The sequence below is a fragment of the Limnohabitans sp. 2KL-51 genome (assembly GCF_003063645.1).
Taxonomy (GTDB): Bacteria; Pseudomonadota; Gammaproteobacteria; order Burkholderiales; family Burkholderiaceae_C; genus Limnohabitans_A.
Genome location: NZ_NESJ01000014.1, coordinates 15,856 through 37,638, shown reverse-complemented (window position 1 = coordinate 37,638; position 21,783 = coordinate 15,856). Strand labels below are relative to the sequence as shown.

General features: G+C 59.2%; 23 protein-coding genes. 7 read left to right on the top strand and 16 right to left on the bottom strand.

Annotated elements, in window-relative coordinates:
- Positions 1–4 precede the first annotated feature (4 nt).
- The 3 genes from ttcA to B9Z49_RS15120 are packed head-to-tail and all read left to right on the top strand — an operon-like array spanning position 5 to position 2,260.
- Entirely contained in the window at positions 5–943 is a 939-nt protein-coding gene (gene ttcA / locus B9Z49_RS15130) for a tRNA 2-thiocytidine(32) synthetase TtcA (RefSeq protein ID WP_108354274.1), read from the top strand.
- A gap of 18 nt (positions 944–961) precedes the next feature.
- Complete coding sequence (locus tag B9Z49_RS15125; protein ID WP_108354273.1) at positions 962–1,603, top strand: hypothetical protein; 642 nt, start codon at positions 962–964, stop codon at positions 1,601–1,603.
- A 12-nt stretch (positions 1,604–1,615) separates the two neighbouring features.
- Positions 1,616–2,260 carry a histidine phosphatase family protein gene (locus B9Z49_RS15120; protein WP_108354272.1) on the top strand — a complete coding sequence of 215 codons (645 nt, stop codon included), beginning with the start codon at positions 1,616–1,618 and terminating at the stop codon, positions 2,258–2,260.
- On the opposite strand, the gene htpX is transcribed toward B9Z49_RS15120, so the two are convergent.
- The 12 genes from htpX to ruvA all read right to left on the bottom strand — a co-directional run bounded on the left by htpX (position 2,255) and on the right by ruvA (position 12,983).
- Positions 2,255–3,130 carry a protease HtpX gene (htpX, locus tag B9Z49_RS15115; RefSeq protein WP_108354350.1) on the bottom strand — a complete coding sequence of 292 codons (876 nt, stop codon included), beginning with the start codon at positions 3,128–3,130 and terminating at the stop codon, positions 2,255–2,257. The two genes, B9Z49_RS15120 and htpX, sit on opposite strands and share 6 nt — an antisense overlap.
- 69 nt (positions 3,131–3,199) lie before the next feature.
- Positions 3,200–4,045 carry a DUF3025 domain-containing protein gene (locus B9Z49_RS15110; protein ID WP_233254649.1) on the bottom strand — a complete coding sequence of 282 codons (846 nt, stop codon included), beginning with the start codon at positions 4,043–4,045 and terminating at the stop codon, positions 3,200–3,202.
- Positions 4,024–5,061, bottom strand: a complete 1,038-nt coding sequence (gene pyrC, locus B9Z49_RS15105; protein WP_108354271.1) for a dihydroorotase — start codon at positions 5,059–5,061, stop codon at positions 4,024–4,026. Before pyrC ends, B9Z49_RS15110 begins: the two co-directional genes overlap by 22 nt.
- Positions 5,062–5,163: 102 nt before the next feature.
- Positions 5,164–5,919 carry an amino acid ABC transporter ATP-binding protein gene (locus tag B9Z49_RS15100; protein ID WP_108354270.1) on the bottom strand — a complete coding sequence of 252 codons (756 nt, stop codon included), beginning with the start codon at positions 5,917–5,919 and terminating at the stop codon, positions 5,164–5,166.
- Positions 5,920–5,932: 13 nt separating this feature from the next.
- The gene (locus tag B9Z49_RS15095; RefSeq protein ID WP_233254648.1) at positions 5,933–7,036 is read right to left on the bottom strand and encodes an amino acid ABC transporter permease; all 1,104 of its coding nucleotides are present in this window, start codon (positions 7,034–7,036) and stop codon (positions 5,933–5,935) included.
- Between the two features lies 1 nt (position 7,037).
- Positions 7,038–8,237, bottom strand: a complete 1,200-nt coding sequence (locus B9Z49_RS15090; RefSeq protein WP_233254647.1) for an amino acid ABC transporter permease — start codon at positions 8,235–8,237, stop codon at positions 7,038–7,040.
- Positions 8,238–8,320: 83 nt separating this feature from the next.
- Positions 8,321–9,349 (bottom strand): amino acid ABC transporter substrate-binding protein, encoded by a 1,029-nt coding sequence (locus B9Z49_RS15085; RefSeq protein WP_108354269.1) that lies wholly within the window; start codon positions 9,347–9,349, stop codon positions 8,321–8,323.
- Between the two features lie 305 nt (positions 9,350–9,654).
- Positions 9,655–10,599: a LysR substrate-binding domain-containing protein gene (locus B9Z49_RS15080; protein ID WP_108354268.1), complete on the bottom strand. Its 945-nt coding sequence runs from the start codon at positions 10,597–10,599 to the stop codon at positions 9,655–9,657.
- 76 nt (positions 10,600–10,675) lie between these two features.
- Positions 10,676–11,728, bottom strand: coding sequence for a Holliday junction branch migration DNA helicase RuvB (gene ruvB / locus B9Z49_RS15075; protein ID WP_108354267.1), 1,053 nt, complete (start codon positions 11,726–11,728; stop codon positions 10,676–10,678).
- Positions 11,725–12,090, bottom strand: a complete 366-nt coding sequence (locus B9Z49_RS15070) for a type II toxin-antitoxin system PemK/MazF family toxin (RefSeq protein ID WP_108354266.1) — start codon at positions 12,088–12,090, stop codon at positions 11,725–11,727. The genes ruvB and B9Z49_RS15070 overlap by 4 nt, the downstream gene beginning before the upstream one ends.
- Complete coding sequence (locus B9Z49_RS15065) at positions 12,087–12,359, bottom strand: PbsX family transcriptional regulator (protein ID WP_108354265.1); 273 nt, start codon at positions 12,357–12,359, stop codon at positions 12,087–12,089. The genes B9Z49_RS15070 and B9Z49_RS15065 overlap by 4 nt, the downstream gene beginning before the upstream one ends.
- Positions 12,360–12,407: 48 nt before the next feature.
- The gene (gene ruvA, locus B9Z49_RS15060) at positions 12,408–12,983 is read right to left on the bottom strand and encodes a Holliday junction branch migration protein RuvA (RefSeq protein ID WP_108354264.1); all 576 of its coding nucleotides are present in this window, start codon (positions 12,981–12,983) and stop codon (positions 12,408–12,410) included.
- A 93-nt stretch (positions 12,984–13,076) separates the two neighbouring features.
- Between ruvA and B9Z49_RS15055 the strand changes: the two genes are divergently transcribed.
- On the top strand, positions 13,077–14,057 hold the full coding sequence (locus B9Z49_RS15055) for a PhoH family protein (protein WP_108354346.1): 981 nt from the start codon (positions 13,077–13,079) through the stop codon (positions 14,055–14,057).
- 20 nt (positions 14,058–14,077) lie between these two features.
- On the top strand, positions 14,078–14,533 hold the full coding sequence (ybeY, locus tag B9Z49_RS15050) for an rRNA maturation RNase YbeY (protein WP_108354263.1): 456 nt from the start codon (positions 14,078–14,080) through the stop codon (positions 14,531–14,533).
- A gap of 324 nt (positions 14,534–14,857) precedes the next feature.
- Here the strand turns inward: ybeY and dbpA are convergent, their stop codons facing one another.
- Genes dbpA through tyrS form a run of 4 tightly spaced genes read right to left on the bottom strand, consistent with a single transcriptional unit; the run spans position 14,858 to position 18,949 of the window.
- Entirely contained in the window at positions 14,858–16,267 is a 1,410-nt protein-coding gene (gene dbpA / locus B9Z49_RS15045; protein WP_108354262.1) for an ATP-dependent RNA helicase DbpA, read from the bottom strand.
- A 34-nt stretch (positions 16,268–16,301) separates the two neighbouring features.
- Entirely contained in the window at positions 16,302–16,745 is a 444-nt protein-coding gene (dtd, locus tag B9Z49_RS15040) for a D-aminoacyl-tRNA deacylase (protein ID WP_108354261.1), read from the bottom strand.
- Positions 16,742–17,668, bottom strand: coding sequence for a cation diffusion facilitator family transporter (locus tag B9Z49_RS15035; RefSeq protein WP_108354260.1), 927 nt, complete (start codon positions 17,666–17,668; stop codon positions 16,742–16,744). The genes dtd and B9Z49_RS15035 overlap by 4 nt, the downstream gene beginning before the upstream one ends.
- 48 nt (positions 17,669–17,716) lie before the next feature.
- Positions 17,717–18,949 carry a tyrosine--tRNA ligase gene (tyrS, locus tag B9Z49_RS15030; protein WP_108354259.1) on the bottom strand — a complete coding sequence of 411 codons (1,233 nt, stop codon included), beginning with the start codon at positions 18,947–18,949 and terminating at the stop codon, positions 17,717–17,719.
- Between the two features lie 142 nt (positions 18,950–19,091).
- On the opposite strand from tyrS, the gene B9Z49_RS15025 reads away from it, so the two are divergent.
- A complete protein-coding gene (locus B9Z49_RS15025; RefSeq protein ID WP_108354258.1) occupies positions 19,092–20,558 on the top strand; it encodes a M23 family metallopeptidase in 1,467 nt (488 codons plus the stop codon).
- A gap of 84 nt (positions 20,559–20,642) precedes the next feature.
- Positions 20,643–21,782, top strand: coding sequence for an anhydro-N-acetylmuramic acid kinase (locus B9Z49_RS15020; RefSeq protein WP_108354257.1), 1,140 nt, complete (start codon positions 20,643–20,645; stop codon positions 21,780–21,782).
- Position 21,783: the final 1 nt, after the last annotated feature.

Below are 21,783 nucleotides of genomic sequence, written 5' to 3'. Positions count from 1 at the left end.
CCTTATGAACACAGACACAGAAACCGACAACGCCTGGGTACAAGCGCAAGCCGAATCAGAGGCCGCCAAAGCCATCAAGATCGAGCGCGAAACCCACAAGCTCGAAAAACGCCTGTGCCGCCAGATGGGCCAAGCCATCAGTGACTTCAACTTGATCGAAGCGGGCGACCGCATCATGGTCTGCATGTCGGGCGGCAAAGACAGCTACGGCATGCTCGACATCCTGCTCAAGATGAAGGCCCGCGCCCCGGTCGACTTCGAACTGGTCGCGGTCAACCTGGACCAAAAGCAACCGGGTTTTCCTGAGCACATCCTGCCTGCATACCTCAAAGAGCTGGGGGTGGAGTTTCACATCGAGACGCAAGACACGTATTCGATCGTGAAAGACAAGATCCCCGAAGGCAAGACCATGTGCAGCCTTTGCTCGCGTCTGCGCCGGGGGATTTTGTACCGCGTGGCGCGCGAGCTCAAATGCAACAAGCTGGCGCTCGGCCACCATCGCGACGACATGCTGCAGACCTTCTTTTTGAACATGTTCTTTGGCGGCAAGCTCAAGGGCATGCCTCCCAAGTTGGTCAGCGACAACGGCGAATTCATGGTGATCCGCCCACTGGCCTATGTGGCCGAAACCGACCTCATCCGCTGGGCTGAGCACCGACAGTTCCCCATCATTCCTTGCACCCTGTGTGGCAGCCAGGAAAATCTGCAGCGCCTGCAGGTGGGCAACATGCTGCGCGAGTGGCAAAAGAAGCACCCTGGCCGGATTGAAAACATGTTTGCGGCTTTGCAAAATGTGGTGCCCTCGCATTTGATGGACGCCAAGCTGCACGGCTTCAAGGACCTGAAGATCACCGGCATTGAGTCGGACGATGGCGACATGGCTTTTGACGAGGAAGAGTTCAAGGAAGCGTCCTTGCCGGGCATTCAGGTCATCTCGATGTGAACCTCAAGGAGACAACTCATGCGCACAGCAACTCGGCAGCTCACGCGTTGGTTTTTGATGGCCTTGGTCGCGATGGCCTTGCCCTTCTTGACGGGCTGCGCCTCAATGCGCCTGATCGACAGCGATGTGGTCTCGGTGGCTGCCGTGCCGGCGGGTATGAATTTGCAAGGCGCCAAGTACCGCTTCGAGCGCCTGCCCTCGCAGGTTCACAACCCCGAAGCCGGTCTCGCCGAGCAACAAGCGCAGTTGGCCATGACGGCCGTGGGTCTGGTGCGAGACGATGCCGGAGCCAGCCTGAGCGTGATGCTGGGCTTCAGTGGCTCGCAGTACCCGGCCGACCCTTGGGGTCGCCCCTTAGGTCCGGGCTGGACGCCTTTTGGCAGCATCGCCTTCGGTTCGGGCTTTGTCGGGGGCCTGGGCTCGCACGTGGGTCTGGGTATGGGCATGCGTTTTCCGCCGCCCACCCATTACCGCCGTGAGGTCAGCGTCATCATGCGCGACCTGAAGTCGGGCCAAGTGGTCTACGAAACCCGCGCCAGCCACGCAGGCCCCTGGAGCGACAGCGTGCCGATCTTTGCGACTCTGTTCCAGGCCGCCCTGGCCAATTTCCCCAACCCGCCTGCTGGCCCACGCCGGGTCAACATCGAAGTGCCGCGCTGAATCTAGGAATTTATGGAACCGACCCGCATTTTGGCGATTCGCCACGGAGAAACCGCCTGGAACGTCGACACGCGGCTGCAAGGCCACCTGGACATTCCACTCAACGATGTAGGCCTGCGCCAGGCCGAGCACCTGGCACGGTCGTTCGTGCAACGCGATGCCATTGATGCCATTTATGCCAGCGACCTGTCTCGCGCCCACGCCACCGCCAACGCGATTGCACAGGCCATCGGGAAAACGGTGAGCACCCACATAGGCTTGAGAGAGCGGCATTTTGGGGCGTTTCAGGGCAGCACATTTGCCGAGATCGAAACCGAGCTGCCCGACCATGCATGGCACTGGCGCAAACGCACGCCCGACTGGACACCGCCCGATGGCGGCGAGTCACTTCTGGTCCTGCGCGATCGCATTGTGACCACGGTGAACGAACTGGCTGTACGCCATCCGGGTCAGCAGATCGTGCTGGTGGCCCATGGCGGGGTGCTGGACATTTTGTACCGTGCAGCTACCCGCATCGATCTACAAGCCCCGCGCACGTGGTCACTGACCAACACCGCAGTCAACAGCTTGTTGTGGACGCCTGCGGGCTTGTCCTTGGTGGGCTGGGGTGACACATCCCACCTGGACGCACTGGGGAAAGACGAATCGTCTTTATAAAGCGCTGTTTTGTAATGCTGCAATGCGCTCTTCGATGGGAGGATGCGTGCTGAACATCTGGCCAATCCCCCCCGCAATGCCCATGGCAGCCATGCTCTTGGGCAACTCGGCGGTGTGCACACCGCCCAAGCGGGCCAAGGCGTTGATCATGGGCTGCTTGCGGCCCATCAGCTGCGCCGCGCTGGCATCGGCGCGGAACTCGCGCTGGCGGCTGAACCAGGCCACGATGATCGCAGCGAGAACGCCCAACAAAATGTCCATCACGATGGTGGTCACGTAATAGCCGATGCCGGGACCGGAGTTTTCGCTGTCGCCCTTGCGCAAGAAGCTGTCCACCGCATAACCCACCACACGCGAGATGAACACCACGAAGGTGTTCATCACGCCCTGGATCAGGGCCATGGTGACCATGTCGCCGTTGGCGATGTGTGCCACTTCGTGGGCGAGCACAGCCTCGATTTCTTCGTGCGTCATGTTTTGCAGCAAGCCGGTGGACACGGCCACCAAGGCCGAATCACGGAATGCGCCAGTGGCAAAAGCGTTGGGGTCGCCTTCAAAAATACCAACTTCGGGCATGCCGATACCGGCTTTGTCAGCCAATTTTCGAACGGTGTCAACGATCCAGACCTCGTCGGCATTGGCCGGTTGGTCAATGACTTTGACCCCCGAGGACATTTTGGCGATCCATTTGCTCATGAGCAAAGAGATGATGGCGCCACCAAAGCCCATGATCAGCGCAAAACCCAGCAAAGCGCCCAGGTTCAGACCGTTGGAAGTCAAAAAGCGGTTGACGCCCAGCAAGTTGGCGACGATGCCCAACACCAGGACTACAGCCAAGTTGGTCACGACGAAAAGAAAAATGCGTTTCATGTTGAGTTTCACTTTCACCCGAAAGACGCGGGCACGTTGCAACCGATATTAGGGGGTTGGTGTTCAAAATCAAGCCGGGGGCGTGATTTCCGGATTGGCGTACGGTTTTTCCACATGGCGCGGACTCCTGCGTGGACGGAACACGCTGTCATCGGCGTAAAAAGACGAGTCTTCGTTGGCCAGCCACCAGCCCGGCACGCCCAGCAGAGGCAAAGGGCTGAAGGGTTTGCTGGCCAATTTTTCAGGTGTGAGGTCTTGCGCCAGCCAAGCGTCGAGGTCGGACTGTGCCACGCCTTGCGGCACGCGCCACAGGTGAACGGTGATCGATTTGTAAGGCTTCACCGCTTTTTCGAGCGCAGCATGGCCAAAAGCCCAAAGCCGTGTAAGTGCCCACTCACTGCGAAAACCAAGAAAGGCATCCTTCCATCGGTGCTCGGTCAAGGCCAACCACACGACATCGGAGGTCTGGATCAGCAGCGCGTTCTCATCGAACACGGTGGCGGCGTCGCGTACCGGGCCACGCACCTGGCCCACCCCGGCGCGGGCGATTTCGCGGGCTTGCAACTGGTTCAGGCGTTTTTTGGACTTCGGGAAATGCATCCAACACAAAGCATTGAAGAAATCGTGCAAGCCTTCGCGGGTGGGCACCTGGCCCGTAGCAAAAATGAAGTCTTCGTAGGCTTGGCTTTCGGGCAAGTCGGATTGCGGCACAAAGCGCACGGGGGCACAGCTGGCTTTGCTCAAGGCCTCTGGCTGGGGCATACCGGCCCCCAGCTGGCGTGCGATCGGTTCGCCCACGGCGCGCCAGTCGGCCAGCCAAGGCGCGTCCCAGTCGATGTCGTGCACGCCCAGGCTGGAAGCTGGCGCACAGCGGTGCCCAGCCCGGTTGGGGCTCACCCCGCCACCAGAAGCCACGGCAGGCTTTCTCCGGAACGCAGGGGCTTGAGTTCGGCCTCGCCAAAGGCAAAGCTCTCGGCGGGCGTCCAGTTTTCACGGCGCAGCGTGATGGTGCCGGTATTGCGCGGCAGACCGTAAAAGTCGGCCCCGAAGAAGCTGGCAAAGCCTTCGAGCTTGTCGAGCGCGCCGGCCTGGTCAAAGGCTTCGGCGTACATCTCGATGGCGGCGTGCGCGGTGTAGCAGCCTGCGCAACCGCTGGCGTGCTCTTTGAGGTGCGCCGGGTGTGGGGCGCTGTCGGTGCCCAAGAAGAACCGGGCATTGCCACTGGTGGCCGCTTGCACCAAAGCCAGGCGGTGGGTCTCGCGCTTGAGCACGGGCAGGCAGTAGTAATGTGGGCGCATGCCGCCCAAGAACAGGGCGTTGCGGTTGTACAGCAGGTGGTGTGCAGTGATGGTGGCACCCAAATTCGCGTCGCCAGCGGCCACGTAATCAGCGGCTTCTTTCGTAGTGATGTGTTCCATCACGATTTTCAGGCCTGGGAAGTCACGGCGCAGCGGGATCAGATGCTGCTCGATGAACACAGCTTCGCGGTCAAACAGGTCGATGTCGGACGAAGTGACTTCGCCGTGCACCAGCAGCAGCATGCCTTCGCGCTGCATGGCTTCAAGCACGGGGTAGATCTTGCGCAGGTCGGTCACGCCCGCGTCGCTGTTGGTGGTGGCCCCTGCCGGGTAGAGCTTGCAGGCCACCACACCGGCGGCTTTGGCGCGGACAATTTCTGACGGAGCCAAGTTGTCGGTCAGGTACAGCGTCATGAGCGGCTCAAAGGCCATACCCGCTGGCACGGCGGCCTGGATGCGCTGCTTGTAGGCCAGCGCCTGCTCGGCCGTGGTCACGGGCGGCTTGAGGTTGGGCATGATGATGGCGCGGCCGAATTGGGCGGCGGTGTGCGGCACCACCACGTTCAGGGCGGCGCCGTCGCGCACATGCAAGTGCCAGTCGTCGGGGCGGATGAGGGTGAGTTCTTGGGTCATGCGGCGTATTGTCTCAAACCTGCCGGCTGTGTTCAGTCCGGCAACAAAAGCCAATTGATCAGGATCTGACACCGATTTAATCGGGATCTGACCCCAATTAAATCAATGCCCGAGAATCTTGGACAAAAAGTCCTGCGCCCGATCGGTTTGCGGCGCATCAAAGAACTGCTGGGGCGGTGCCTGCTCAACCACCTGGCCTTGGTCCATGAAGATCACACGGTCGGCCACCGCCTTGGCAAATCCCATTTCGTGCGTCACGCACAGCATGGTCATGCCCTGGCTGGTCAGCTCGATCATCACGTCCAGCACTTCCTTGATCATCTCGGGGTCGAGGGCCGAGGTGGGCTCATCGAACAGCATGATCTTGGGCGTCAGGCACAGTGCGCGGGCAATCGCCACGCGCTGTTGCTGGCCGCCGGACAGTTGCAAGGGGTACTTGTTCGCGTGCTCAGAAATGCGCACGCGCTCCAGTTGCACCATGGCTTTGTCCACGGCTTCCTTGCGTGGCATCTTGGCCACCCAAGTGGGTGACAAGATCAGGTTTTCCATCACTGTCAGGTGCGGGAACAGGTTGAACTGCTGGAATACCATGCCGACTTCGCGGCGCACTTTGTCGATGCCTTTGAGGTCATCGCCCAGTAAAGTGCCGTCGACTGTGAGCGTGCCTTCCTGGTATTCCTCCAGGGCGTTGATGCAGCGAATCAGGGTGGACTTGCCTGAGCCCGAAGGGCCACAGATGACGACTTTTTCGCCTTTGGCAAATTGCAAATTCACATCGCGCAGCACATGGTAGCCATTGCTGGCGTACCACTTGTTCACGCCTTTGAACTCGATGATGGGGTTAGCGTTGGAGGTCATAAAGGTCTTTCGTTCAGCGGACTTTGCTCACGGCTGTGCGCTCTTCGATCCACAGGCTGTAGCGCGACATGGCAAAGCAGAACGCGAAATAAATGAAGGTGATGAAGAGGTAGGCTTCGATCTTGAAGGGACGCCAGTCGGCGTCAGAGTTGAGCGCCAGGCCCAACGCGCCGGTCAGCTCGTACAGCGACACGATGGTCACCAGCGAAGTGTCTTTGAACAGGCCGATGAAGGTGTTCATGATGGACGGCACCACGGTGGCCAGAGCCTGGGGCAGGACGATCATGCGCTGGGTCTGCCAGTAGCTCAGGCCCAGCGTGGCCGCCGCTTCGGTCTGGCCTTTGGGCAAGGCCTGCAGGCCGCCGCGAATCACCTCGGCCATGTAGGCACCGGAAAACAGCGTGATGCCCACCACCACCCGCACCAGCACATCGATCTTCACGCCCTCGGGCATGAACAGCGGCAGCATGAACGAGGCCATGAACAGCACGGTGATGAGCGGCACGCCGCGCACCAACTCCACATAGAGCGTGCAGAGTGTTTTGATGGCCGGCATGTTGGAGCGCCGCCCCAAGGCCACAAAGATGGCCAGCGGAAAGGCCAGCGTCATGGAGATAACGGTGAGCATGACCGTGAGCGGCAAGCCGCCCCATTGGTCGGTGTCAACTTCGGTCAGGCCAAAAAAGCCACCCTTCATCAGCACAAAATACACGGTCAGCATGACCAGCCAAATCAAGGGCAATGCCTTGTTCCAGAAACGGGGCATGCAGCTGATGACGACCACACCCAACATGAGGGCGGTGGCGATCACCGGGCGCCAGTGCTCGACTTCAGGGTAACGGCCCATCACAATCAAGCGGCCTTTTTCGGAGATCACGCCCCAGCAAGCCCCTGCGCCGCGCACTTCGTTGCAGGCTTGCAAGTTGCTGCTGAAAACAGCTTGCAACACGGCCCAGTCGAGCGAGGAAACCAGCGCCCAAAGGCACACGGCCAGCAGCGCCAGCGACATCAGGCTGTTGCTCGGGGTGGAAAACAGGTTGCCTCGCAACCAGGCCACGGGGCCTGTGCTGCGGCCAGGCATGGGCCGCGCTTCGGTGGATTTGAAAACAGTGGTCATGTCAGCGCTCCTGGATGGCGGCACTGGCGTTGAACCAGTTCATGAGGGCCGAAGTGAGAAGAGACAGCGTCAGGTACACCAACATCACGATGGACAAGGCCTCGATGGCCCGGCCCGTTTGGTTGAGCGTGGTGTTGGCGATCGAGACCAGTTCGGGGTAACCAATGGCCACCGCCAGCGACGAGTTTTTGGTCAGGTTCAGGTACTGGCTGGTGAGCGGCGGAATGATCACGCGCAAGGCCTGTGGCAACACCACCAGACGCATGGACTGATTTTTGTTCAGACCCAAAGAGGCAGAAGCCTCGTGCTGGCCCAGCGACACTGAGGCAATGCCCGAGCGCACGACTTCGGCAATGAAGGACGCTGTGTAAAACACCAAGCCACACAGCAAGGCAATGAATTCTGGACTGAACGCGCCGCCATCTTCAATCTGGAAATCGCCCTTTTTGGGCAAGTCCCATTCGTTGGGCGCGCCACCAACCAGCCAGCCGAGCACCGCCATCACCAGCGTGACCGCCAACGACACGGCCCAGACCGGTCGGGTGAGGCCGGTCCGGTCAAAATGCGCCCGTGCCATGCGTCGGTAGACCCACGCAAACACCAGGCCTAGAGCAGCACCGACCAAGGCCAAGGTCTGGCCCAACTGCCACACAGGCCAAGGGAAGGAAATGCCGTTTTTGCTCAAAAAGAAGTGGCCTGCCTGCCAAGCCTGGTCCAGGTCGGGCAGCATCTCGGTGAAGACCAGATACCAGATGAGCAACTGCAGGTAAACCGGCACGTTGCGGAAAAATTCAACGTAGGCGTAACAGATTTTTCGCACCAAAAAGTTGGCCGAAAACCGCCCAACCCCCACCAGCACACCCAGCACCGTGGCCAGCAGGATGCCGATCACGGCGACCTTGAGCGTGTTGAGCATGCCGATGGCAAAAGCCAAGAAGTAAGAGCTGTTGTGCGCGTACTCGATCACCGTTTCGCTGATGTCAAAGCCAAACGGTTGAAATAAAAAGTCGTAGCCGCTCTGGATGCCACGCAGACGCATGTTGGTGAGCGTGTTGCGCACCAACAGGGCCACCAGCGCCAAAGCCGACAAGATGGCGACGACCTGGTAGATGACCGAACGCCCTTCGCGGCTGCGCCACGAAATCGATCGGGTTTTCTTGCCGGGCAAGGGCCTGGCCTCGATCATGGAAAAATGGGACATGAGGACTGCCTGAAAAATGACGGGCTGGTAAAAAATACGCCCCGTGAAGGGGCGTATTCAGAACCTTCAAAAAAGGCTGTCGATCAACGCAGCGGTGCCGCGTACATCAGGCCGCCCTTGTTCCACTGGTTGTTCAGGCCACGTGGCAAGTTGATGGCAGTCTTGGGGCCGACGTTGCGCTCGAACATTTCGCCGTAGTTGCCGGTCGTCTTGATGGCGCGGGCCAGCCATTCCTTGTCCAGACCCAGGTGCTTGCCCAAATCTTCTGTGGCACCCAACAAACGGCCCACTTGAGGGTTGTCGCTGGTTTTCATTTGGTCCACATTGGCTTGCGTGATGCCGTACTCTTCGGCTTCGATCAGGCCGGAAAGCACCCATTTGTTAATGGCAAACCACTCGTCGTCACCACGGCGTACCATGGGGCCCAAAGGCTCTTTAGAGACCAGATCGGGCAAGATCAGGTGGGCCGCGGGGTCTTTGGCTTCCTTGGCGCGCACAGAGGCCAGGCCCGATGCGTCGGTGGTGTAAGCCTGGCAACGGCCAGAGAAGTAAGCGCCAGTAGCGGCTTCGACTTTTTCAAACACAACAGGCTTCAAGTTGAGCTTGTTGGCGCGGGAGTAGTCGGTCAGGTTCTTTTCGGTGGTGGTGCCGGACTGCACGCAGATTGTGGCGCCCTTGAGTTGCTTGGCGCTGGTGATCTTGCCTTTGGGCACCATGAAGCCTTGGCCGTCATAGTAATTGGCACCGATGAAGTGCAGGCCCAAGGAGCCATCGCGGTTCAAGGTGTTGGTGGTGTTGCGGGCCAGCACATCGACTTCACCGGACTGCAAAGCGGTGAAACGCTGCTGGGCGGTCAAGGGCACATATTTGACTTTGGTGGCATCGCTCAGCACAGCTGCGGCCACGGCACGGCAGTGGTCCACGTCCAGACCTGACCAGTTGCCGCTGGAGTCAGCGGCTGAAAAACCGGCCAGACCGGTGTTGACACCGCAGACGATTTGGCCGCGTTGCTTGATCTGGTCCAGGGTTTTGCCCGCCATGGCGGATGTGGCCGCCAGCAAGCCTGCAGTGGCCAGTACGGAGCCAATCAAGGTTTGTGTCATTTTCTTCATGGTTTGAATCCTCTTGTGAAATGGTGAGTAGCAAATTGCCACCCACATATTAAATGCCAAATTCCGCAGTGAACCGCCTAGGAGCTTCCCTAGGCTCGCGTCGAACAACGGGACTGTTTGGAACGTACACCCAAATGGTGCACCACAGCTTCAGCGGCTCGTGCATATGCACAAAATGTGCCTGCAAGCCGGTGTGTGCTGAAAATAGTCAGTTTGTTATCAGCCGCTATCAGGGAGTACCCCAATATTTATGCAAAAAATGCATAAGGCAATACATGCCATGAAAAGAAACCGTTAGCGACGATTTATCGGGAGGAATGCACCGAAGAAGTGCTCTGGGTCAGGTGCAGCCATAACTGATGGGCCGAGCTCTTGAAACAGGCTTTGGACCCTGATTTTTCCCGGTAGGCACGCACTTCCATGCTCAATGCCAGGGTTTGCCCACCGGGCAAGCCCACCTCGACCAAGGTGCCTGCCTGAATTTCTTTCTTGACTGCACTGCGCGGCAAAAACGCGATGCCATGGCCTTCCAGGGCCATCACTTTCAGACTCTCGGCCATGTCGGTCTCATAGACCCGCTCCAGATGCACCGGCACGCCCGCCTGCTTCAAAATCCAGTCGGTCACGCCGCCCAAATAAGCTCCGGGCGCGTAGCCCAAATAAGGAAGTGGCCGTGCGGTATGGCCCGGCAAACTGAATAGCGCCCGACCATCGTGCGTGCTCTGAACATAGGGCGCAATCACCTCGTGCCCCAACACCACCATGTCGTAGCGCTCAGGGTCAATTTGCAAGGGCTGCGAAGGGTGGTGGTAAGCGATCAACACGTCGCACCCTCCCTCCACCAGGCGCATGGCCGCGTCGTGCACATTCAGCGCCATTAGCCGGCTTTTCATGGGCCCAAAGGTCTCACGCAAACTGGCCACCCAAGGCGGAAAAAACGTGAATGCCAAGGTGTGCGGCACCGCAAACTGGATGATGTCCTGCCCCACCGCATTGTGACCGCGCAACATGGCACGGGTGTTCTGCAGCGACTGAAGCATCTCCAGCGCCTGTGCATACAAAGTCTCACCCGCAGGGGTGAGCCGAGTTGGGTAAGAGCTGCGATCGACCAAGTCGGCCCCGGCCCAAGCCTCCAACGACTGGATGCGCCGGGAAAAAGCCGGTTGCGTAACGTGCCGCAGTTGCGCGGAGCGGCTGAAACTGCGCGTTTCGGCCAAACTTACAAAATCTTCAAGCCATTTGGTTTCCATGTTGGCATTATCGTTTCAGCCTCGGATCCGACCGCCCAAACAACACCCCCATCAAACTGCAAGCGTAAATACCGATTCAGAACTTGTCCCCAAACGATTTGGGCGGTGTGACGCCCAGATGCTTGAATGCCGCCAACGTGGCCATGCGCCCACGTGGCGTGCGCTGCAAATAGCCTTGCTGAATCAAATACGGCTCGATCACGTCTTCGATGGTGTCGCGCTCTTCGCCAATGCTGGCCGCAATATTGTCCAACCCGACCGGGCCGCCGTCAAAACGGTGGATCACCGCCTCGAGCAGTTTGCGATCCATCAGGTCAAAGCCTTCGGGGTCTACATCGAGCATGACCAGGGCTTTTTGGGCAATGCCTTTGTGGATGGTGCCGTCGCCCTTGACATCGGCATAGTCGCGCACCCGGCGCAGCAGGCGGTTGGCAATGCGCGGCGTGCCGCGCGAGCGGCGGGCGATTTCGAACGAGCCTTCGGGGTCAATCGGTGCTTTGAGCAAACCGGCGCTGCGGGTCACGATGCGGGTCAACTCTTCGGGCGTGTAGAACTCCAGGCGCGAGACGATGCCAAAACGGTCGCGCAGCGGGTTGGTCAGCATGCCCGCACGGGTGGTGGCGCCCACCAAGGTGAAAGGCTGCAAGTCGAGCTTGATGCTGCGCGCCGCCGGGCCTTCGCCGATCATGATGTCGATCTGGTAGTCCTCCAGCGCGGGGTACAAAATCTCTTCGACCACGGGCGACAGGCGGTGGATCTCGTCGATGAAGAGCACATCGTTGCGCTCCAAATTCGTTAAGAGCGCCGCCAAATCTTTGGGTTTTTCCAGAACAGGGCCGCTGGTCTGGCGCAGGTTCACACCCAGCTCGGCGGCGATGATGTGGGAAAGCGTGGTCTTGCCCAAACCGGGCGGGCCAAACAGCAACACATGGTCCAGAGGCTCTTCGCGCATCTTGGCGGCGCTGATGAAGATCTCCAGCTGTTCGCGCACCTTGACTTGGCCAACGTATTCGTCGAGCAACTTGGGGCGCAAGGCGCGTTCAATGGCCTCTTCTTGGTGCGACACGGGGGCCGCAGAAATGACCCGGGGTTCGGGTTGCGGGGCAAAGTCGTCTGTGCGGATGCTCATGGGGTGACCAACTCGATGATGTCGTTGAGCTCAAGACGAGCGGTTTGAAAAATGGCGTCGCTGACCCGCTTCCAAGGGTGCGGTGTCGCGCCGCGCTGGCGCCAGTCAAAGCTCTTGGGTTGGTTGCAAATGATGAAGCTCGGCTGCTTGGCCGTTTTGCTGTTGTCGATCGCAAACGGGTTGGTGGCGTTGTAGGCCGCCGTGGACATGGGAAAGCCGATCACGATGGAAGTCCTGTCGTTGAAGGCTTTGGGCGACAGCACCAGAATAGGGTGCATATCGCGCATTTCGCGGCCCACCTGCGGGTTGAAGTTGATCCAGATGATGTCTTGCCGGTCGGGCACCCAAGGGGTGCGGCTCACTTGACGTTTCCCGCATCCGCCCCGAATTCCAACCCTTGCGGCGCATCGGACATGACTTCGCCGCCATGCAACTGGGGATCAAAAGCAGCGAGCTTGTCTTGGAGGCTTGGGCGCTGGGGCACGGCACGCAGCTCAAGACAACCTTTGGCCACGACCGTGGCCTGCAAGGGCGTACCGGGTGTGATGCCCAGCGACTGCATCAACTCACGGCTGAGCCGGATGCCATGGCTGTTGCCCCAGGTGGAAATGGTCAAGGCGGTGGTTTTCATGACGCCAGTATATCCATCGGATATCCAAATGCAAGGCTGCCCGAATGCTTATTTGTTCAGGGCTTTGAGCGCCAACTTGATGCCCTCGCTGACGCCCACGTCCACGGGCAAGCTCTTGAGGGCAGCAGCGGCTTCTTTATCGCTGTAGCCCAGCGCCAGCAAAGCCTGCTGAATGTCACTTTGCGCGTCGCTGGTGTTCACGGCAAACAAGCCGCCCAAGTCGCCGCCCAGCTTGCCTTTGAGTTCGAGCAGCAGGCGCTCAGCAGTTTTTTTGCCAATGCCGGGCACTTTGACCAGACGCCCCACTTCTTGGGTGGTGATGGCCTGCGCCAAGTCGTCCACACTCATGCCGGACAACACACTCAAGGCCGTGCGGGGCCCCACGCCCGAAATTTTGATGAGCTGGCGAAAAGCTTCGCGTTCAGCCAGCGTGGCAAAACCGTAAAGAATTTGCGCGTCTTCGCGCACCACAAAGTGCGTCACCAGACTGACTTTTTCGCCCGCTGCGGGCAAATTGTAGAAAGTGCTCATCGGCACATTCACCTCGTAGCCCACGCCATGGCAGTCCACGATCACCTCGGGTGGGTTTTTGTCGCTCAAGATGCCAGTGAGTTTGCCAATCATGGGAGGTGACGCCTTAAATGCCTGCGATGGGAGAAAATGCGCTCTCGCCCGGGCCATCTTGGCCACAAACCGCGCACAGCGAGGATTATCAACTTGATCGTCAGACACACCTTCACGCCGCACAACAACGCCCGTCTGTCTCACCTGTGTGGCCCGATGGACGCGCACCTGCGCACCATCGAGGCGGGCTTGCAAGTGAGCATCGCGCACCGCCACGAGCAGTTCAAGGTGGACGGCCCCAAGGCGGTGGCTTTGCATGCAATGGAAATTTTGCAGGCCATTTACGAGCGTGCCGACCGCCCCATTTCACCCGACATGGTGCAACTGATGCTGGTGGGCGACAGCGGGGGCGAAGAGGCGAATTTGCCCATCTTGCAAACCCGCCGCGCCGACCTGAAGGCCCGCACACCGGTGCAAGCGGCCTATCTGGAAAGCATCGCCAGCCACGACATCAGCTTTGGCATCGGCCCAGCGGGCACCGGCAAGACTTATCTGGCCGTGGCCTGCGCGGTGGACGCACTGGAGCGTGCCAGCGTTCAGCGCATTGTGCTGACCCGCCCAGCCGTGGAAGCGGGTGAACGACTGGGCTTTTTACCGGGCGACTTGTCGCAAAAGGTCGACCCGTATTTGCGTCCCTTGTACGACGCGCTGTACGACCTGATGGGTCACGACAAGGTGCTCAAAGCCTTTGAGCGCAATGCGATCGAGGTGGCCCCACTGGCTTTCATGCGCGGGCGCACGTTGAACAACGCCTTTGTGATCTTGGACGAGGCGCAAAACACCAGCACCGAACAGATGAAGATGTTCCTGACACGCATTGGCTTTGGCGCCAAGGCGGTGGTGACGGGCGATGTGAGTCAGATCGACTTGCCCAAGGGGCAATTGAGCGGCCTGATCGATGCCGAGCGGGTTTTGAAGCGCGTCAAGGGCATTGCTTTCACGCGCTTTAGCAGCGCCGATGTGGTGCGCCACCCCTTGGTGGCCCGCATTGTGGACGCCTACGACGCGCAAGGCAGCGCCCCCATGCGTGCGGGTGTCACGACCCGCCGCAAGCCCCTGCCCACCGATGATTGAACTCCGAATCCAACACCTCCATGGCCCTGCAACAACTCCAGCTCTCCCTGCAATTTGGCGACATCCCCAACGCCGCTCGCCACCGCGCCGCCTTGCCACGCCATGCCGTCACGCGAGCCATACGCCACGCCCTGGCCGATGACGCCGAGATCACGGTGCGCATCGTGGGCGAAGAAGAGGGACGCGCGCTGAACCAGAGTTACCGCAAAAAGGATGACGCCACCAACGTGCTGACCTTTGACTACGAGCAAGAGCCCGTGGTGATGGCCGACTTGGTGCTGTGCGCCCCGGTGGTGGCCCGCGAAGCCAAAGAACAAGGCAAGACGCTGGCTGCGCACTACGCGCATTTGCTGGTGCACGGCACTTTGCACGCTCAGGGCTGGGACCACGAGACCAGCACGGCCCATGCTGAGGAGATGGAGGCCTACGAGATTGCGATCTTGGCGGGCTTGGGGTTGAAGAACCCTTATCTGTAGTTTTTGCTGGTTAGGCCCGGATGGTTTGAGCTGGGGAGGCCTCGAATGGGGTGGGGCCGGGTTCCTCATGACGGGGTACCGAAAATCGTCACCCGGCCCCACCCCGTTCGAGGCCGTGGTGCGGTTTCAAAAACCGCCGCCGTTTTACGTCAGGTCGAACCTGAAGTCATGGCATGGAACCGAAGACTGCTCGTTAACAGCAAGCCTCTCGCCAAACTGACCACCCAGGTGTGTGAGGGGATGCGGCGGGTGACGATTTACGGTACCCCGTTATGAGGAACCCGCCGCATCCCCTCACACACCGCCCAAGCGAAAGGCAAAACGTCAGAGCAACCGAACCTTCACACTCTTGCCCTTGATCTTGCCGTGCGACAACTGCGCCTCGACCTTTTTAGCGAGAGCTGCTTGCACCGCCACATAGGTCGAAAACTCGTTCACATTGATCTTGCCAACCTGCTCTCGGGTCAAACCACACTCACCCGCCAAGGCCCCCATCACATCGCCTGCACGGATTTTTTCTTTGCGCCCTCCCACAATCTGCAAGGTGCGCATGGGCGGTTGCAATGGACCAACCTCCGCAGACGACAGGCCAGACAAAGGCTCCCACTTCGACTCGCGGCCCTGCATCACCTCGATCTTGCCGACAGATCCCATCTCGTCCATGCTGGCCAGCGTCAGCGCCAGCCCTTCGGCGTCGCCCCGACCGGTCCGGCCGATGCGGTGAATGTGAATTTCTGCATCGGGCGTCACATCCACGTTGATCACGGCTTCAAGGCCTTCCACGTCCAGCCCGCGCGAGGCGACATCGGTGGCCACCAGCACCGAGCAGCTGCGATTGGAAAACTGCACCAACACCTGGTCGCGTTCGCGCTGCTCCAATTCACCAAACAGCGCCAGCGCGCTGTAGCCCTGGGCCTGCAGCACCGCCACCAGATCGCGGCATTGCTGCTTGGTGTTGCAAAAGGCCAGCGTGCGCTCGGGGCGGAAATGTGCCAGCAACTTGGACACGGCGTCCAGGCGCTGGCTTTCGCTCACTTCGTAATAAATCTGGCGGATTTTGTGTGCACTGTGCTGCGCTTCAACCTTCATCGTTTGCGGCGCACGCATGAACTGTGCGGCCAACTTGGCAATGCCTTCGGGATAGGTGGCCGAGAACAGCAGCGTCTGGCGGTCTTTGGCGCACTGGCGGACCACCTTGGCGATGTCGTCGAAAAAGCCCATGTCCAGCATGCGATCGGCTTCGTCGAGCACCAGCGTGTTCACACCCGCCAGGCTCAGCGAACCGCGCTCCAGATGGTCCAGGATGCGGCCGGGCGTGCCCACCACCACATCGGCGCCGTGCTCCAGACTCACAGTTTGACCACGCAACGCCACGCCACCGCACAGAGTGACGACTTTCACGTTTGACCGGGCACGGGCCAAACGGCGGATTTCTTGCGTGACCTGATCGGCCAATTCGCGGGTGGGGCACAAAATCACAGCTTGTATCGCCGTGCTGGGTGATCCAGCGCTTTGCAAGCGCTCAATCAGGGGCAAGCCAAAGGCAGCGGTTTTGCCGCTGCCGGTACTGGCTTGGGCAATCAAATCTTGCCCCGCCAGCGTCAACGGCAAGCTGGCCGCCTGGATGGGCGTCATCTGGGTGTAGCCCAGTTGTTCGAGGTTTTGAAGGGTGGCAGGGGCCAGCGCAAGCTGGTCGAAGCGAGCGGAACTCGCGGCAGGAGAAGTTGCAGTCATGCGGCGATTATCGTTGCCCACCCCTGGCAGCAACTCAAGCCGTCATGCGCATCGGGATGGTGATGGGGCCATCGTTGATGAGGGCCACTTTCATGTCGGCGGCAAAACGGCCGGTTTGCACCACCGGATGGTCTTTTTGGGCTTGAGCCACAAAATGGTCATACAGGCTTCGGGCATCGTCAGGGGCGGCGGCCCCCGAAAACCCTGGACGTGTGCCCGATGACACATCGGCGGCGAGAGTGAACTGACTCACCACCAACAGACCGCCAGCCACGTCTTGCACGCTCAAGTTCATCTTGCCAGCGCCATCGCCAAAGATGCGCAGTTTGAGCATCTTGGCCAGCATCTTGTCGGCCACTGCTTCGGTATCGCCCTTTTCGGCGCACAGCAGCACCAACAGGCCCGCGCCGATTTGGCCAATCACCTCGCCGTCGACGCGCACACTGGCTTCGCTCACCCGTTGCAGTACGGCGATCATTTCAGATCCCGCGCATCACTGAAGTGCGCCTCAACATCGCTGGGCAGCAACTGAATGGTGGCGCGCAGCCCAGGCACCTCGCTCATCAGGGCTTGCTCGACGCTGCCACGCAAGGCGGCCGCACGGCCCAAAGTCCAACTCGCAGGCATGTGCATGTGCACATCGACAAAGCGGCGCTGCCCAGCTTTGCGTGTGTGCAAGTGGTCAAAACGGATGATTTCGGTTTCGCCGCGTTGGTGGGCAAAACCGTCCAAGACCTTTTGTACATCGACCAGCACCTCGGGCTCCAGGGCCTCGTCCATCAGGCCTTGCGAGGACAACCAAATCAGGTGCCAGCCTTCTTTCAAGATGTTCAGTGCCACGCCAATGGCCACCACCGCATCCAGCCACAGCCAACCCGTCACGCTCACCAGGCCAATGCCGATGACCACACCTGCGGAAGTCCAGACGTCGGTGACCAAGTGACGGGCATCGGCTTCCAGCGCCAGCGAGCGGTGCTGCTTGGCTGCGCGAAACATCAACCAAGCCAGCAAGCCGTTCAGGGCCGAGCTGCCCACCGACAAAGCCAAGCCCAAGCCCACTTGTTCAATGGGTTGAGGGTCAAACAAGCGGTGGGCCGCAGCCCAAATGATGCCCAAAGCGGCCACAACAATCAGGATGCCTTCAAAGCCAGAAGAAAAGTATTCGGCTTTGTGGTGCCCATAGGGGTGCTCGTTGTCCGCTGGCATGGCAGCCACCGTGACCATCATCAAGCCAAAAATGGCACTTGCCAAATTGACCAGGGACTCCATCGCATCCGACAGTAAACCCACCGAACCGGTAAGCCACCAAGCCAAGGTTTTCAGCCCGATGGTGATCAAGGCCACCACCACCGAAGCCCAGAGCATGCGTTTGGGGGTCATCCATGAATCAAAATTTTTCATGGGCTCAGGATACGCTGCATAAATGAACACCCGCTGAACAAAAACGAGTCAAGCCAACGTCACCTTCGCAAACTTGCGCTTGCCCACTTGCACTACGTAAGTGCCCGCTTCCAGTTTCAGTCCCTTGTCGCTGACCACGCTGGAATCCACACGCACACCGCCACCGTCCACCAAACGACCGGCTTCGGTGGTCGACGGTGCCAATCCGGCCGCCTTGAGCAAAGCCCCGATGCCCATGGGTGCGCCGGACAAAGACACTTCCGGAATGTCATCGGGCACGCCGCCTTGGCTGCGGTTGATGAAATCCTGCTCCGCCGCATCGGCAGCCGCCGCGCTGTGAAAGCGCGCCGTGATCTCTTTGGCCAACATGACCTTGGCGTCTTTGGGGTTGCGTCCGGCCTGCACTTCCTTTTTCAGCGCCTCGATGTCGGCCATCGACTTGAAGGACAGCAGGGTGAACCAGCGCCACATGAGGGTGTCAGAGATGCTCAGCACCTTGGCGAACATGGTGTTGGGCTCTTCGCTGATGCCGATGTAGTTGTTCTTGGACTTGGACATCTTGTCCACACCGTCCAGGCCTTCGAGCAGGGGCATGGTCAAGATGCACTGCTGCTCTTGGCCATATTCGGCTTGCAAATGACGTCCCATCAGCAGGTTGAACTTCTGGTCGGTGCCACCCAGCTCCAAGTCGGACTTGAGTGCCACAGAGTCGTAACCCTGCATGAGCGGGTACAAGAACTCGTGCACCGAAATCGGTGTGCCTGCCTTGAAACGGTCATGGAAGTCGTTGCGCTCCATCATGCGGGCCACGGTGTACTTGGCCGCCAGCTGGATCATGCCCATGGAACCCAATGGGAGCGACCACTCACTGTTGTAACGGATCTCGGTTTTACTGGGATCGAGCACCAGACTGGCTTGTTTGTAGTAAGTCTCAGCGTTGGCCTTGATCTGCTCGGGCGTGAGCGGCGGGCGGGTACTGTTGCGGCCGGACGGATCGCCAATCAGACTGGTGAAATCGCCAATCAAAAAGATCACCTGATGCCCCAAATCCTGCAACTGACGCATCTTGTTGAGCACCACCGTATGACCGATGTGGATGTCGGGCGCCGTGGGGTCCAAGCCCAATTTGATGCGCAAAGGCACACCTGTGGCTTCTGATTTGGCCAGTTTTTGTAGCCAATCTTCTTTGGGTATCAGCTCTTCACAACCTCGCAAAGTAACTTCCAAAGCATTCAACACACGATCATTTACCGGGTATTTTGTAACAAGCGCTTGATTCATAAGGGTTTTTTCTGAGTTGAAAGCGATGAGGACGGATACAATCGCCACTCGAGTTCAAGTTGCATTTTATGTGCGACCTGACTGTTTCTGACCCATCTGGCACTTCTCCTTTGCGCCTGACATTGTCTCCCTCACGTTTTTCATGCCGTTCCTATCTATCCTACAGTCGCGACTGACCTCTTTGCTGCTCAGCATTTTGTTCCTTGGCACGGCCGTGCTGGGCGCAGTGCTGATTGCCACGCAAAAGTTTTTAGCATGGGTAGACGGTTATCACCCGCACCTGAATCAGGCGAATCTGGTCCTTCAAGGATGGCTCAAGCGTCACCCCAAAACGATTGCCGCCAGCCTTGCCAGCGTCTTGTTCGTAGGTGGAGGCGGTGCTTTTGCCATTGCCAATCTGGGACCTGATATTTCAGACCAACCCGTTGTCAACATCACTGTGCCCGTTGAGATCGCTCAGCTTGAATCGCAGGCTCAACTGCTGGACAAGTTCGAAGTCATCTTGACCCGGTCAGACAACACCCGTCCCTCAGACACGCCCGAAGCCTTGCTGAGTCGTTTGGGACTGGTCGATGCAGAAGCGGCCGCATTTTTGCGCAAAAATCCACAAGCCCGCCAAGCGCTACTGCAAGGTGGGCGCGCAGTATCCGCCGAAGTCACCCCCCAACAGTTACTGCGTTCACTGAGTGTTCGCTGGCTCAAAAACGAAAACGACACCTTCTTTCAACGTTTGCGTGTGGAGCGTTCCCCACAGGGCTTTCAGGCGGCACTCGAAACCTCTCCCATGAACACCAGCATCCGCATGACTGGCGGCACGGTGTCTCGATCCCTCTACGATGCTGCTGACGAGGCCAGACTTCCTGACCCTGTGATCCACCAGCTGACATTGATTTTTTCCAATCAGATTGACTTTCACCGCACCTTGCGAAAAGGTGCTCGCTTTTCTGTGGTCTATGAAGTCCTGGAAGCCGATGGAGAACCCTTGCGCACAGGTCGGGTGCTCAGTGCCGAGTTCCACAATGACAACCAGCAATACGACGCCATTTGGTACCAAGAACCCGGCCAAAAAGGCAATTATTACGACATGGACGGCAAGAGCTTGAGTCGCTCCTATTTGGCCTCTCCGCTGACTTTTTCTCGTCAGTCCAGTGGTTTTGCCATGCGCCTGCACCCCATTTTCAACACCCAGCAAGCACACCGCGGTGTGGACTATGCAGCCCCGACCGGAACCCCCGCCATGACTGTGGGTGATGGCGTGGTCGTTTTTGCGGGTTTTCAAGGCGGGTATGGCAACGTGGTTGAGGTTCGCCATGGCAATGGCCACTCGACTTTGTATGCCCACCTCAGCCGCATCCATGTGCGCAATGGTCAAACCGTGCAAAAAGGCCAAGCCATTGGCGCTGTTGGATCTACGGGTTGGTCGACAGGCCCTCATTTGCATTTTGAGTTCCGCGTCAACGGTGTCCACGTTGACCCCCAGAAAGTCATCCAGCAAGCTCAAAGCGTGCCGATAGCGCCCTCTTCCAAGGCCAGATTCGCGGCTTTAGTGGGCCAAGCTCAGTCTCAGCTGCAGGCAGCCGCCCAGATGCGGGAAGTCAACAGCCAATAATTGGCCGGCTCCCTGACAGACCGCCGGACTCTTTCTCTGATCGGTCCAACTATGGCCTTGGCCTGATCAACTGAGGCGCTCCTCATGCCCTCCTCTTATTTCATTGGCCTCATGTCCGGCACCTCTTTGGATGGTGTGGATGGGGTCCTTGCCCAAATAGACGATGCGGGGCACCTGAATGTCTTGGCCCATGACTTTGCACCCTTTGATCATGCCTTTCGAAGTGATTTGTTGTCCCTCAACCAAAGCGGCACCGACGAATTACACCGCAGCGCCTTGGCGGGAAACGCCATTGCCCGCCATTACGCAGAGGTGGTGGGCGCTTTGCTCCAAAAAACCGGACTCCAAACCGCGCAGGTCAACGCGATTGGCGCTCATGGCCAGACCGTGCGCCATCGCCCACTGGAGTTTGATGCAGATGAGGCGCGCCATCGCCCTGCGGTGGGCTATACCCTTCAACTGATCAACCCTGCATTGTTGGCCGAGCTGACGGGCATCGACGTGGTTGCAGACTTCAGAAGTCGGGACTTGGCCGCCGGAGGGCAAGGTGCGCCCCTGGTACCTGCCTTTCACCAAGGTGTCTTTTCCCAATCAGGTCGCTGCGTGGCGGTGCTCAACATTGGCGGCATCGCCAACCTGAGTGTGCTCAAAGCCGACGGCTCGGTGTTAGGTTGGGATTGCGGTCCAGGCAATGCACTGATGGATTTCTGGTGCGCTCGCCACACTGGGCAATCGTTCGACCGTGACGGCGCTTGGGCGGCCAGTGGCCAGTTGCACCCCGAATTGTTGTTGAAAATGACCGGCGAAAGTTTCTTGCACAAGCAGCCCCCAAAGAGCACTGGGCGAGACCTGTTCAACCCAGCATGGCTACTGCATCACCTCGCTCAGTTTGAGGACCTGAAACCGGCCGATGTGCAAGCCACCCTCTGCACTTACACGGCCTATGCCTGCAGCCAGGACATCTTGCGTTATGCCCCTGATGCATGCCAACTGGTCGTATGCGGTGGGGGGGCCTTGAACGGCGAATTGATGCGCCAGATGGTGGCGCATGTGCCGGACATGCCTGTCGTGAACAGTGAGGCCTTGGGCCTGCCACCGCTTCAAGTGGAGGCTGCTGCCTTTGCTTGGTTGGCTTTCAAAACCGTACACCGCCAAACATCCAGCTTACCAAGCGTCACGGGCGCCAGAGGCGCCCGCGTCTTGGGGGCCATTTACCCCCGTTGAT

Excerpts from the sequence above, each read along its gene's own strand:
- B9Z49_RS15125 (WP_108354273.1), top strand. The coding sequence starts at position 962 with ATGCGCACAGCAACTCGGCAGCTCACGCGTTGGTTTTTGATGGCCTTG.
- ybeY (WP_108354263.1), top strand. The coding sequence starts at position 14,078 with ATGGCCCTGCAACAACTCCAGCTCTCCCTGCAATTTGGCGACATCCCC.
- B9Z49_RS15080 (WP_108354268.1), bottom strand. The coding sequence starts at position 10,599 with ATGGAAACCAAATGGCTTGAAGATTTTGTAAGTTTGGCCGAAACGCGC.
- pyrC (WP_108354271.1), bottom strand. The coding sequence starts at position 5,061 with ATGACCCAAGAACTCACCCTCATCCGCCCCGACGACTGGCACTTGCAT.
- B9Z49_RS15120 (WP_108354272.1), top strand. The coding sequence starts at position 1,616 with ATGGAACCGACCCGCATTTTGGCGATTCGCCACGGAGAAACCGCCTGG.
- B9Z49_RS15020 (WP_108354257.1), top strand. The coding sequence starts at position 20,643 with ATGCCCTCCTCTTATTTCATTGGCCTCATGTCCGGCACCTCTTTGGAT.
- ttcA (WP_108354274.1), top strand. The coding sequence starts at position 5 with ATGAACACAGACACAGAAACCGACAACGCCTGGGTACAAGCGCAAGCC.
- ruvA (WP_108354264.1), bottom strand. The coding sequence starts at position 12,983 with ATGATTGGCAAACTCACTGGCATCTTGAGCGACAAAAACCCACCCGAG.
- B9Z49_RS15095 (WP_233254648.1), bottom strand. The coding sequence starts at position 7,036 with ATGACCACTGTTTTCAAATCCACCGAAGCGCGGCCCATGCCTGGCCGC.
- B9Z49_RS15025 (WP_108354258.1), top strand. The coding sequence starts at position 19,092 with ATGCCGTTCCTATCTATCCTACAGTCGCGACTGACCTCTTTGCTGCTC.
- dtd (WP_108354261.1), bottom strand. The coding sequence starts at position 16,745 with ATGATCGCCGTACTGCAACGGGTGAGCGAAGCCAGTGTGCGCGTCGAC.
- dbpA (WP_108354262.1), bottom strand. The coding sequence starts at position 16,267 with ATGACTGCAACTTCTCCTGCCGCGAGTTCCGCTCGCTTCGACCAGCTT.
- B9Z49_RS15085 (WP_108354269.1), bottom strand. The coding sequence starts at position 9,349 with ATGAAGAAAATGACACAAACCTTGATTGGCTCCGTACTGGCCACTGCA.
- B9Z49_RS15100 (WP_108354270.1), bottom strand. The coding sequence starts at position 5,919 with ATGACCTCCAACGCTAACCCCATCATCGAGTTCAAAGGCGTGAACAAG.
- B9Z49_RS15035 (WP_108354260.1), bottom strand. The coding sequence starts at position 17,668 with ATGAAAAATTTTGATTCATGGATGACCCCCAAACGCATGCTCTGGGCT.
- ruvB (WP_108354267.1), bottom strand. The coding sequence starts at position 11,728 with ATGAGCATCCGCACAGACGACTTTGCCCCGCAACCCGAACCCCGGGTC.
- htpX (WP_108354350.1), bottom strand. The coding sequence starts at position 3,130 with ATGAAACGCATTTTTCTTTTCGTCGTGACCAACTTGGCTGTAGTCCTG.
- tyrS (WP_108354259.1), bottom strand. The coding sequence starts at position 18,949 with ATGAATCAAGCGCTTGTTACAAAATACCCGGTAAATGATCGTGTGTTG.
- B9Z49_RS15090 (WP_233254647.1), bottom strand. The coding sequence starts at position 8,237 with ATGTCCCATTTTTCCATGATCGAGGCCAGGCCCTTGCCCGGCAAGAAA.
- B9Z49_RS15065 (WP_108354265.1), bottom strand. The coding sequence starts at position 12,359 with ATGAAAACCACCGCCTTGACCATTTCCACCTGGGGCAACAGCCATGGC.